The sequence below is a fragment of the Brachyspira pulli genome (genome assembly GCF_036997785.1).
GTDB classification, from domain to species: domain Bacteria; phylum Spirochaetota; class Brachyspiria; order Brachyspirales; family Brachyspiraceae; genus Brachyspira; species Brachyspira pulli.
In genome coordinates, this window is sequence record NZ_JAWLQI010000026.1 from 29405 (window position 1) to 42394 (window position 12990).

The 12990-nt window shown below is 24.9% G+C and carries 12 protein-coding genes; 9 read left to right on the forward strand and 3 right to left on the reverse strand.

Annotated elements, in window-relative coordinates; all coding sequences use genetic code 11:
• Window positions 1-121: 121 nt before the first annotated feature.
• Window positions 122-2014: an NAD(+) synthase gene (gene nadE / locus R4K56_RS07535; RefSeq protein ID WP_335772256.1), complete on the reverse strand. Its 1893-nt coding sequence runs from the start codon at window positions 2012-2014 to the stop codon at window positions 122-124.
• 132 nt (window positions 2015-2146) lie between these two features.
• Between nadE and R4K56_RS07540 the strand changes: the two genes are divergently transcribed.
• The 7 genes from R4K56_RS07540 (at window position 2147) to R4K56_RS07570 (ending at window position 8362) form a co-directional block, all read left to right on the forward strand.
• Window positions 2147-2734, forward strand: coding sequence for a pyridoxamine 5'-phosphate oxidase family protein (locus R4K56_RS07540; protein WP_335772257.1), 588 nt, complete (start codon window positions 2147-2149; stop codon window positions 2732-2734).
• A 115-nt stretch (window positions 2735-2849) separates the two neighbouring features.
• Window positions 2850-3845, forward strand: coding sequence for a cyclic nucleotide-binding domain-containing protein (locus tag R4K56_RS07545; RefSeq protein ID WP_335756659.1), 996 nt, complete (start codon window positions 2850-2852; stop codon window positions 3843-3845).
• Between the two features lie 21 nt (window positions 3846-3866).
• On the forward strand, window positions 3867-4502 hold the full coding sequence (locus R4K56_RS07550) for a Crp/Fnr family transcriptional regulator (RefSeq protein ID WP_297295215.1): 636 nt from the start codon (window positions 3867-3869) through the stop codon (window positions 4500-4502).
• A gap of 292 nt (window positions 4503-4794) precedes the next feature.
• On the forward strand, window positions 4795-5493 hold the full coding sequence (locus R4K56_RS07555) for an ankyrin repeat domain-containing protein (RefSeq protein WP_335772258.1): 699 nt from the start codon (window positions 4795-4797) through the stop codon (window positions 5491-5493).
• Window positions 5494-5747: 254 nt separating this feature from the next.
• The gene (locus R4K56_RS07560; RefSeq protein ID WP_335772259.1) at window positions 5748-6446 is read left to right on the forward strand and encodes an ankyrin repeat domain-containing protein; all 699 of its coding nucleotides are present in this window, start codon (window positions 5748-5750) and stop codon (window positions 6444-6446) included.
• A 275-nt stretch (window positions 6447-6721) separates the two neighbouring features.
• Window positions 6722-7420 carry an ankyrin repeat domain-containing protein gene (locus R4K56_RS07565; protein ID WP_335772260.1) on the forward strand — a complete coding sequence of 233 codons (699 nt, stop codon included), beginning with the start codon at window positions 6722-6724 and terminating at the stop codon, window positions 7418-7420.
• 273 nt (window positions 7421-7693) lie between these two features.
• Window positions 7694-8362, forward strand: a complete 669-nt coding sequence (locus R4K56_RS07570) for an ankyrin repeat domain-containing protein (protein WP_335772261.1) — start codon at window positions 7694-7696, stop codon at window positions 8360-8362.
• 14 nt (window positions 8363-8376) lie between these two features.
• Here the strand turns inward: R4K56_RS07570 and R4K56_RS07575 are convergent, their stop codons facing one another.
• Complete coding sequence (locus R4K56_RS07575) at window positions 8377-9660, reverse strand: oligosaccharide flippase family protein (RefSeq protein ID WP_335772262.1); 1284 nt, start codon at window positions 9658-9660, stop codon at window positions 8377-8379.
• A 41-nt stretch (window positions 9661-9701) separates the two neighbouring features.
• The gene (locus R4K56_RS07580) at window positions 9702-11330 is read right to left on the reverse strand and encodes a GldG family protein (protein WP_335758483.1); all 1629 of its coding nucleotides are present in this window, start codon (window positions 11328-11330) and stop codon (window positions 9702-9704) included.
• 247 nt (window positions 11331-11577) lie between these two features.
• Here R4K56_RS07580 and R4K56_RS07585 point away from each other — a divergent pair, with 247 nt between their 5' ends.
• Together R4K56_RS07585 and R4K56_RS07590 are read left to right on the forward strand one after the other, a co-directional pair.
• Complete coding sequence (locus R4K56_RS07585) at window positions 11578-12507, forward strand: hypothetical protein (RefSeq protein WP_335772263.1); 930 nt, start codon at window positions 11578-11580, stop codon at window positions 12505-12507.
• Window positions 12508-12518: 11 nt separating this feature from the next.
• Entirely contained in the window at window positions 12519-12944 is a 426-nt protein-coding gene (locus R4K56_RS07590) for a hypothetical protein (protein ID WP_335772264.1), read from the forward strand.
• Window positions 12945-12990 lie beyond the last annotated feature (46 nt).

Consider the following 12990-nt stretch of genomic DNA (forward strand, 5'->3'; position numbering starts at 1 on the left):
TCCTATTTATTTTTTTATATAGTTTAAATAAATTACTCTATATAAATATAACATTTATTATCGCTTTTTGCAAGTAAAAATTTATATACTCAATAATTTTAAAATAAAATTTACATAAATATTAATTTAAATCAAGTATTTTGTTTTTTAAGGCTAAATATTTTGCTGTATAATAAACTCTATTTTGTGATTCTCTATTTCCAAACCCAAAACTTCTTCTGCTTACAGCAAGTATAGGAGGAGCTTGTATTCTTTTTGATATACCCATTCCCATATATTGCTTCCACCATCTTTCCAAATCATCTATAAATTCACTGCCAGTTTTAAAATATTTATTCAAAATACCTTTTTGACAGCCTATTTTTTCTTCAAGTTCGCCTTTAATATACAAATCAGCAATATCTTCTAATATGGCTCTATTCCAAGATTCCATTAAATATTTAAATAAATAATCATGATAATCATATTTTATAGGGTCACCTTTGCCTTCATCAACAGCTTGAGCAGTAGATAATTCTGCACTTGGAACAATATTTATAGTACCTTCAGGAATAATTTCCTTTTTAAATACTTCTTTGTTAACATAATTAGAAAGTCCGTATATTTGATATTTCCATAAATCAGCAAGACATGCAAAGAAGCCAGCTCCGTCACCATACATAGTAGAATATCCTACCATAGTTTCTGTCTTATTAGCATTACATGTAAATACACCTCCAAAACTAGCAGCAATAGAAGCTAAAATTCTTGAAGATCTATCCCTTGCTTGTATATTTTCTATAACAAAAGATGATACTGTTAAATTACTTTCTTTTCCATCTTTTATAATAGGGGAGGTTTCTAATTGTTTTACTGTATAATCTACTGATTCTTGTATAGGAACTACCATATATGCACAGCCTAAATTATCAGCTAATGTTTTTGCAAGATTTTTTGTAGTATTAGAATTAAATTTACTTGGCATATTTACTAAAAGAACATTATCTTTACCAATAGCATTTACATACATAGCAGATGATAATGCTGAATCAATTCCGCCTGATACACCTATAACTACTTTATTGATTCCTATAGATTTCATAAATTTTCTTATACCATAAATAACTGTATCGTATATTAATTTATATTCATTTTCCTCTTTTATTTCTATAGGATTTGGGAATATTTTATTTTTTACATCTATATCTACATAATACAAATTATCTTCATATCTATCCGCAGTTATTAATAATTTACCATTATTGTCATAAACAGAACTTCCGCCGTCAAAAGTATAAACTGTTTTTCCATTATTTTGTATTCCTACATTATTAACATATATTAAAGGAATATTATGTTTACTTGATATATCTCCATACATTTTATGACGTTTAGTATCTTTCACTAAAGTATATGGAGAACTTGATATATTAACAAATAAATCAACATCTTTATTGCTATTTATTATATCTATAGGAGAAAATGAATAATTACTGCTCCAAGCATCTTCACATATTGTCAAACCAAGTTTAATTTTTTCTCCATTGCATTCTATTTCTAATGGTTTTAAATATTCTTTTATATCAGCATTATTTTCAAAAGCTAAGTCTTTTAAACTAAAGAAATGTCTTGGATCTTCAAATTCCTTATAATTAGGAAGTAAAGATTTTATTGTAAAAGGGTAGGAAGTAGAATTGTTATGTATTAACTTTCCATCTTTTGCTACAAATAAGGCATTATATTTTCTTATTCTTCCATCAAAGTTTTTCTTAGTTTTATCTGATGCTACATTTCCAAAAATAACATATATGCCATTAGAAGCCTTGATAATTTCTTCACCAAGCTCCTCACATTCTCTTACAAATCCTTCACTTTCCCACATATCACCAAGCATATATCCAGATACAGCTAATTCAGGAAATATTACTATATCTGCTTTATTTTTTTTAGCAGAACTTATAGCACTTATGATTCTAACTGTATTATCACAAGGTATCGATGGTATTATTTCAATTTGAGCAATAGCTATTTTCACAATAAATCTCCAAATATGTTTTATTACAATCAATAACTATAATAATATAATTAAAGAAAAAACACAATAAACCGTATATATAATATATATTATTTTTTATTACTATATGTAAAATATAAATAGGGAAATGGAATGAGAAGGAAAGATTTTATATTTGAAAATATGAATGAAATAGAAACTATGCTAAATAATATAGAATTTGGTGTTATGGCTTTACCAGATACTATACCTTATGCTGTACCAATTAGTTTTTGTTACAAAGATAATAAAATATATTTTCATGGTGCTATGTCTGGAAGAAAATATGAAATTCTAAAAAATAATCCTAATATTTCTTTCACAGCTTCAAAAGTATATTCATATATACCATCTACATTTATGAACAATAAAATGATACCTACTCAATTTTTCTTTTCTGTATTTATTGAAGGTAAATTTGAAACCATACAAGATACAGAAGAAAGAAGGAGTATTTTGTATGAATTGGTAAAGAAATATGAACCAAATAATAATAATTTATCAATAGATGATAAAATGTTTGACTATGCCCAAAATAACATGTTAATAGGTATTATAAATATAAAAAACATCACAGCAAAAGCCAAATTTGGTCAGAATATGTCTGATGATGAAATAAAAATTATAATTGATGATCTAAAAACAAGGGGAACAAAACTTGATGTAGAAACAGTAGACATGATAAATAAAACAAGAAAATAGAAAAAATAACTTGAAAAAAGTATTATAAGTGATAGAATAAAAGTTAAGGTAAAAAACTATCTCTTTTATTCTAAAATATATTAATTAGAATAAATATTAATTGAGGACAAATTAAATGCAAACAAGAGTATATAAAGCAGGCTCTATAGTATACTTTACTGGGGATACTTCTGATAGAGTTTACATATTAAAACAAGGTCAGGCTCAAAGCATATTTTTGTCAGAAGAAACAGGCTATGAAACTAGAGAACTTATCAATATTGGTGAGTTTTTTGGTGTAAAAAGTATACTGGGAACATATCCGCAAGAAGATACTGTTCAATGTTTGACAGATTGTGTTGTTATTATTATTACTTATGAAGAATTTGAAAGTCTGATTGAAAAGAATAAACCTATCATTATAAAAATGTTAAAAGTTTTTTCTACTCAGCTTAGAAGGATAAATAAGAGGGTTAGAGAATTAGTTGAAAATGATACAAGTGAAGGTACTATTGATACTTTAGAAGGTTTGTATGGTATTGGAGAGTTTTATTTCAAAAATAAAAAATATAGAAATGCTTTATATGCCTATAAAAGATACATACAATATGCTGATGAAGATTCATCATTCTATAATACTGCTAAAGAGAAAATAGAAGAATGTAAGGAAGAATTAGATATAACTGATGATAGTGATATAGCTCCTCCTACTTCTGCACCTATTTCATCAAGTGCTAAACCTGATGCAAAATCTCAGAATGTTACTATTAATGATCCAAATTACAATAAAGCAGTAGAATTATACAATAATAATGATTATATTAATTCTATTAAAATATTTAATAGCTTATTAAAGAGTACAAATGCTCTTGTAGCTGAGAATGCTATTTTCTATATGGGAAAATGTTATTACAATATAAATAAATATGACAATGCTTCTACAGTGCTTCTTTCTGCTATAAAGAAATATCCTAAATCTGCAAATGTAAAAGAAGCTATACTCTTTTTGGCTAAAACTTGTGAAGCTAAAGGTGATAAAACTAAAGCCAAAGCATATTATCAAAAAGTTATTTCAATGCCTCCTATGGATAATTTCTCTAAAGAGGCTTATGCTAATGCTTCTAGGTTATAATTTTAATTAAGGAAAATTGATATGGATAATAATTTATCTTCTCATACAAAAAAATACAATACTGATGATGTTATATTCTTGGAATATGAAAAAGGCGATAAATTCTACATGGTTCAAAGTGGTTCTGTAAAGATTACTAAAGTTATTAAAGATGTTGAAAAATTATTAGACATAGTTTATCCAGGTGATTTTTTTGGTGAAATGGCCATACTTGAAGACACTACTAGAAGTGCATCTGCAATAGCTAATGAACCCACTGTTTTATTAGAATTAAGAAAAGAAAATTTCCAAAATATATTAGCAAATAATACAGCAATGGCTCTTAAACTTTCAAAAATGTTCGCTAAAAGAATATTCGATGCTAAAAGAAGACTTTTAATATTACAATTAAATGAAACAGATCTAAGAGTTTATGACTGTTTGCTTTTACTTGCTGAACTTCAAAACATTCCTAGAGATCATTATTATGAACCTCAGGAATTAAATGCTACTATAAATGATATTGCAAACTGGTGCGGTGTTAAAGTAGTTGATGTTCAAAAAGTATTGAATAACTTGGTAAAAACAGGTAAAATTGATATTAAAACTAATACAATTTATGTAAAAAATTTAAAAGAAATTCAAAGACAAATTGACTTAAAAAGAAAGAAATCATAATTAAAAAATTATTTCTTTCTATAAAACTTGATAAAAAAGCTGATGACTGATTATTTCGGTTGTCAGCTTTTATTTTATTAATAACATTATAATCATGTAAAAAATATTTATTTTTCATTAATTATTTAACTATATTTACATAAAAACGCATATTAATAACATAATAATTCACAATATTATCATATTAATATATATAATACAGAATTTTATTATCGATAATAAAATATTCATATTGACAAAATAATACAATTAATATATACATTTTATAAAATATTTTTAAAAAGAGGTTTATATGAAAAAAATTGTATTAATGGCAGTATTGTATACTTTATTTAGTTTTAATGCACTGTATCCAGCAAACGCTGAAACAGAAGCACAGTTCTTCTTGTATATAGGATCTGGTAATATTGAAGAAGTTTCAAATTATATAGATGATAAAAAAATCAATATAAATGCCAAATTAGATGATGGTATGACACCATTAATATTATCTATTGTTTATAAGCAAGATGAAATAGCAAAAATGCTTATAGAAAAAGGTGCAAATCTTAATATCAAAGACAAATCAGGATTTACAGCTTTAATACATTCTATAATGAAAAATAGAACAGAAGTATCAAAAATGCTTATAGAAAAAAAAGCTGATGTAAATATAAAGCTTTCATTAAATGAAAATGGAATATATATGAAAAATTTTACTCCTTTATTACTTAATGAAGATAAAGAAGTAGCTCAATCATTAATAAATGCCGGTGCTGATATTAATATAAAATTGACTGCAAAATATCCTGGACAAGATATGAAATTAGAAAATGCTACACCTTTAATGTGGTTTATTTTGAATGATAATGCTGAAATAGCTCAGTTATTGATAGAAGCTGGAGCTGATATCAATGCTAAAGATAAAAGCGGAAAAACTGCATTAGATTATGCTAGAGAAAAAAACAATACTAAAATAGAGCAGTTACTTATAGCAAAAGGTGCTAATTAATAATCTATTATTATTTATAGCGATAAACTTACTGAAAGATAGCTAGCTGACAACTAAAGTTATCAACTACTTATTTATCACTTTAAAAAGTTTATAAATAATTTTTATTAGTTGTTATATAATTCAATAGTGTAAATAATTTATAGGCAATACAGTAATTAAGTATAAATTCTGTATTGCTTAAATAATAACTAATAAATATAAAATTGAGAAAATAATAATATATATTAAAATATTTTTAAAAAGAGGTTTATATGAAAAAAATTGTATTAATGGCAGTATTGTGTACTTTATTTAGTTTTAATGCACTGTATCCAGAAAAAGCTGAAAATGAAGCACTGTTTTTATCGTATATAGCATCTGGTGATATTGAAGAAGTTTCAAATTTTATAGATAATAAGAAAATTAATATAAATGCTAGAATAGAAAATGGTGCTACACCATTAATATTTTCTATTCTTTTTGAGCAAGATGAAATAGCAAAAATGCTTATAGAAAAAGGTGCAAATATTAATATAAAAGACAAGCCAGGATTAACAGCTTTAATATATTCTATAATGTACAATAGAACAGAAGTATCAAAAATACTTATAGAAAAAAAAGCTGATGTAAATACAAAAGTATCATTAAATAAAAATGGAGTATATATGAAAAATTTTACTCCTTTAGTAATTAATGAAAATAAAGAAGTAGTTCAATTATTAATAAATGCTGGTGCAGACATTAATATTAAATTCTCTTTTAAACATGATGGAAAAAATATAAAATTAGAAAATATTACACCTTTAATATGGTTTATTTTTACTGATAATACTGAAATAGCTGAGTTATTGATAGAATCCGGAGCTGATATCAATGCTAAAGATAAAAACGAAAAAACAGCATTAGATTATGCGAAAGAAAAAAACAATAGTAAAATAGAGCAGTTACTTATAACCAAAGGTGCTAAATAATAAAAAATATATAGTTTTAAAAACTCTATGAGCTAAAGCTGATAGAGTTTTTTTATTTGTAAGTCATTTAAATTAAAGTTTTCAGCTAATTGTTTATCGGTTTAGAAGTTATAATAACTATAAAAGTTAAATATACAAATATTACTACTATACAAAAAATAGTGTAAGTGATTAAATGCGAGCATCGTAAAATTATATACCCTAATGAAGTATATAATTGACAAAACAATGCAATTAGTATATATTTTGCATAGAATATTAAATAAGAGGTTTATATGAAAAAAATTGTATTGATGGTAGTATTGTATACTTTATTTAGTTTTCAAGCTTTGTATCCAGAACTTAGTAAAGATGAAAAAGAATTTGTATCGCATATAACAAATGGTAATAAAGAAGAAGTTTTAGATTTTTTAAATAATAAAAAAGCAAATATAAATTTAGATATTATGGACGGTGCTACACCTTTAATCTTATCTATTCTTTATGAGCGATATGAAATAGCAGAGATACTAATAGAAAAATGTGCTAATGTTAATATAAAAGACAATTCCGGATTTACAGCTTTAATACATGCTATACAAAGTGAGAAAACAGATTTATCAAAAATGCTTATAGAAAAGAAATCTGATGTAAATACAAAAATAACATTCAAGACAGATGGATTATATTTAAAAGGTTTTACTCCTTTGACATTTAATGTAGATAAAGAAGTAGCTGAGTTATTAATAAAAGCTGGTGCTAAAGTTAATACTAGATTATCTATAAATGATGATTCAAGAAATATACAATTAGAAAATATTACACCTTTAATGTGGGTAATTTTTGATTATAATACAGAACTAGCTAAGTTATTAATAGAATCGGGAGCTGATATTAATGCTAAAGACAAAGACGGAAACACAGCATTGGATTATGCAAGATATAGAGATAATAGCGAAATAGAGCAGCTGCTTATTGAAAAAGGTGCTAAATAATAAAAATATTACTATAAATAAAAACTTTTAATACTTTCTTTTATATTTAAAATAATAAAGCAAAACATTAAAAAATATTTTTGTAATATTAAAATATTTTTTAACATTAATATATTTTCTATAAATATAAAATTTATTATTAAAACATAAGTAATTATTTTTTAATAATATGAAAATTAATTTAAATAATATATTGAAAAAATACTTACATTTGTATATATTTAAATATATATGTTTTTTATGAAGGCATGACTATGAAAAAAAGTTATATTAATGATTATATTTTTTAGTTTTACTTCCCTTTATTCTTATAATGTAACCGAAGAAGAATTTTTATCATATATAGTAAGTGGAAATAAAGAAGAAGTCTTAAATTACATAAACAATAAAAAAGTAAATATAAATGCAAAAAATGACAGAGGCTTAACATTTTTAATTTTATCTATTTTGCATAAACAAAATGAAATAGCTAAAATACTTATAAAAAGCGGTGCTGATATTGATTTACAAGATAATTTAGGACTTACAGCATTAGCATATTCACTTTTACATGATAATGATGAAATGAGTAAAATACTTATAGATTCCAAGGCTGATATTCATGTTAAAATAACAGTAAAAACAGGATACTTGGACGTGAAAAATGTTACTCTTTTAATGCTTACTACAAATCCTGAAATAGCTAAAAAATTAATAGAAGTTGGAGTTAATATTGATGCTCAAGCAGATTTTAAATCTTATATGGAAAATATGTATTTAGAAAATATTACAGCTTTAATATTGGCAATTTTTAATGATAATACAGCCAAAGCAGAAGTATTAATAAATTCAGGGGCAAATGTTAATATAAAAGATAGATATGGACGTACTGCTTTATATTATGCAAAAAGAAATAATAATACTAAAATAGTTCAAATGCTTATTGAAAAAGGTGCTGAATAATAATAAATAATTTTCTATTCTACTTTTTTATTTTCTTTACTCTTTAAAATTATTCTATGTATTATTATAATTAGAATATTATATATAAGTAATGCTATAAAAAATACTTTCATTACGAACATAAAATTTTCAAAAGTTCTAAGACCATTTCTTAATGAAAAATAAACATAAGAAAATATAACTAAATATCCATAGAATGGTGCAAACAATTTATAAGCAAGACCATAATTAAATGTAAGCACAGTAAATCCTAAAGAAAATCCAAAAATTACAGCTTGAGGAATTAATGGAATAATAGCTTCGTATCTATTTGTAAATTGTATCAACACAATTTGTTTAGCAAATACAATTAAAAATACTGATAAACAAAATGAAGCAAATACAAAAAGTGCAATAGAATAATAAAGTATTTTATTTTCTTTATTTTTCTTATCTTTTTTAGCTATTAATATATAAGAAAACATTACTGAAGCTATAGGAGTTCCTATATAGAAAAACATTTTTATTACTAATGATATAGTAGAGTAGTATCCTGCACTTGTCTTATCCAAATATCTATTAGCCATAAGAACATCGCTTAATGATATCCAATTAAATATAAAATTTATAATAACAATGTTTATTAAATATATTAAAAATCTTGATAAGTTTGTAATTGAAAAATAAGTTCTTATTTCATTAATTTTAATATAATAGGGTAGTTTAAGTTTTTTTAATTCTATTAAATTAATAATCAAATATAAAATACAAAATAAAGATACAGATATTACAGCTCTTTCTAATGTTAATCCTGTTATAATGAAATATGCAAGCAATATAATTTTAGCTATGAATATCGCTATTAAACTTGCAATATAATCATAAGCTATATAATTATTAATTTTTAATATTGACTGTGATACTATACCTAAAATAGTTGCAAATATACCAATAGATATTATAAAAAGAGCAGTATAATTTTTGATATTGAAAAATATATCCATTAATGGTATTGAGAATATATAAAGTATAGTTATTACAAAAGCCATGAAATAACCGTAAGACCAATATGTTTTACCGTCTTCTTCATTTCTATAATGATGCATTATATAATAACTAAAACTAGAAACAGTTAAAACAATAATAGAATATATATTTATGATACCATTATAATGAGCGAAATCTTCTATTGATAAACTTCTATTTACATAAATGGAAGAAACATAATTTAATACACTGGATATACCATTTATAAATACTAATAATGCATAATTAATATAATATGAATATCTTTTATATAATTTTTTTATATTATTCATATTATATTAACTGCATGCCTTTATGTTATTTATATCAATAATTATCTTCTTCTTAAGAACCATATTAATATGCCAAGTATACCAAATAAACAAGGCAAACCTATTTGAGCAACGTATCTTATGAAGTTAGTTTCAGTAGTTGTAAGAGTAAGATTCTTAATACTAGCTTCTTTAGGTCTTATAGTAATTTTTTGTCTAGCTTCTAAAAGATAAGCAACAGTATTCATAAATAAATCTTTGTTACCAGCAAAAGCTACATCTACAGACTGACCTTGTTCAGGATTGATATAAGCATTCAAAGCAAAAGTAGCATCACCAAATACAACTATTCTTGCAGGAGCTTTTCTTCCTTCTATTTCATAAGTACCAGCAATAGCCAAAGGTACAGGCCCCATTATATCAGTTTTAGGATTGAATCTAGCTCTTGATAAATCGAAAGTAGCTTCTTCTTTTCCATAACCTCTAGGACTTGTTGTAATTATATTTTCAAAGCTGCCGTTATATTGATTTTCACCGCTTAATATACTTCTAGCAACAACTAAACAAGCAAATACATTTCCTTCTTTAAGTGTTTGTGTTATTGGGTGAGAAGTGTATTGAGGAACAACGTTAACTGGTATAACTACACTTGAAGCTGGATCTATTATATAATCGTTTTTAGTTTTGAATCCCCAATCTGATAGGAAATTACCTAAATTAGAATTAAACTTACTTCTATCCATAAAACTATCATATAAAACAAGTAATTTACCGCCTGTTTTTACATAGTTATTTAATTTCTCTATTTCAAAATCACTGAAAGTTTCAACTGGTGCTGCTATAACAATCAAAGCTGCATCTGTTGGAATATTTTCAAGTATTATATTTAATTCTCTAACTTTGTAGTTTTCATTTTCTAAATAAGTTTTAACGTAAGATAAACCTTCTCCGCCTCTGTCTTGTATCTGTCTTTCACCATGTCCAACAGTAAAATATATTACATAAGATTCATTGTCTAATAATGTATATATTGCCTGAGTGAATTTTTCTTCACCTACAAACAATGGGTCTGAAGTAACTTTTGACTGAGTAGTTAAATCTTTTCTATAAACTCTAACTTGTTTACTTTGACCATAAGTAAATACTATTTCTCCAACTTGTGTCATTTGATATTTACTTTTAGCAGAAGGTTTTTCTATAGGGTTTATATATTCAACTGTGATATGTTTATTTATTCTTTTATATTGTTCTAATAATAAATCAGCTCTCCAATCTGGTGAAGTAGGATCTGTACTTGGAGATCTTAACACAACAATAGAAAGAGGGCTGTCTATTCTTGATAAAACGTCCATAGTTTGCTGTGAAACTGTATACGATTTATTTTGAGTTAAATCGAATCTCATTGGGAAGTTTATACTTATAATATACAAACCAACAAGTATTGCCAAAATTATTATTAAAGATAATATTCCAAAAAAAGCCTTATGTACAAAACGCATCTTTAATAGAGATATAATATGTTTCCTATCTACTATTAAAGTAATAAGAGTAATAATAGAAGATATTGCTAAAACTACCCAAAACACTGTTGTTGGTGTTTGAGTAACAGCATAAAAGAAAATCCAAGCAAAAAATAATAATACCCAAGAAGCGATTGTAAGAATTCTTAAATTAAACTTTTTATTTGACATCTAATAATAATCCATTTTTTATAAAATTTTAAATAATTTGAATAAGTATTATATATAATTAATGATAAATTTCAATAGTTATGTTTAGTTATACTTATTCTGAAACATTATCGGTTATTTTATTAACGACATAAGAAAAAATAATTAATATATACAATCCAAAAAAATATGCTAAAAACATTGATAAACAAAATAAATTGTATATACTAAAAACTATGTTTGATTTATTGTAAATATGGAGATTAATATGAGTTTTAAGAATATAATTACATTTGGTGCTGCAGGTAGAATAGAAAATGCTCAAGAACGATATAAAAAAACATTTAATAAATATAAAAGATTAGAAAATAAATATAAAAAATTAAATAAAGAACTTACTTCAATATTTCAAAATGTAGTAGAAACTAAAATTAATGCTCAAAACGTTGCTAAAACAATAACTAAAATTGATATTATAAACAAAATGATAAGTTCTAATAAACTATTAATAAAATCCAAAAAAGAAAAATTATCCGCAGTTAGTATAAATATGAATTATATAACCAACAGTTTAGAAGCAGGAGATGTTATAATGAATGCTATGAAGGAAAGCGGTATAGCATTAAGTGCAGGAACTGCTGCTGCTCCTGCTGCATTATGGTTAGTTAGTACGTTTGGAACAGCATCAACTGGAGCTGCAATATCTTCATTATCAGGAGCTGCCGCTGCTAATGCCGCATTAGCAGCACTTGGTGGAGGTGCTGTAGCAGCAGGCGGAGGTGGAATGGCCGCAGGTGCTGCTGTGCTTGGAGCTTTAGGGCCTATAGTTGGTGTTGGTGTTGGTTTAGTTGTTATGCCTATATTTTCACATCTTTCAGCAAATAAAAAGATAAAAGAAATAGAAGAGGAAGAATATAAAATAATAAATGCAATTGATAAAATAAAAGAAGCAATTCAAAAAAATCAAATATATAAAAAAAGCTCATATGAACTCATATCATCAATAAATAAAGGAATTGAAGCATTTAATTATCAATATAAAAAAACAAAAGATACAATTAATAGATGCAATAAAAATTTAACTGTTGAATATATTATTAATAATAAAGATTCTAAAGAAAGTAAAGAAATATTTTCTTTAATTGCTATAACACAGGAATTACTAAAAATAAGAGATACTCCAATAATAGATAAATAAAAGGATACATTATGTCAAAAAATATATCTCAAGCTACAAAATTAATTAAGGTAAGTAAAATACCTACAAAAATTCCTACTTCTGTACAAGGATTAGGTGCCATAATTGATAGTAAAGAAGTATTTGATGCTTTTAAAGAATTATTAAAGACTCAAAAAGAGATAGAAGCTATTAGAGCTGAAAAAGAAGTTCGTCTAGCAGAAATTAAAACAAAATATAAAGCGTATAGATATTTATTTGATAAAGTATTTGAAGAAAGAGATAAATCATTAAATAAATTTTTTAATGTTATAGATCAGGGAATAGCTACAAATAATATTGATATGATATTAGCTGGAATGCAAAATGTAACATCTATAGTGCAAGCTTCTCCTTTAGCTCAGGCAAAAGAAATGTTTGTAAATACTTTACAAAATGGTGGAAAAATAGAACTATAAATTATAATATACCTAAACAAATATATTTTGTCAATTTTCAAACAGA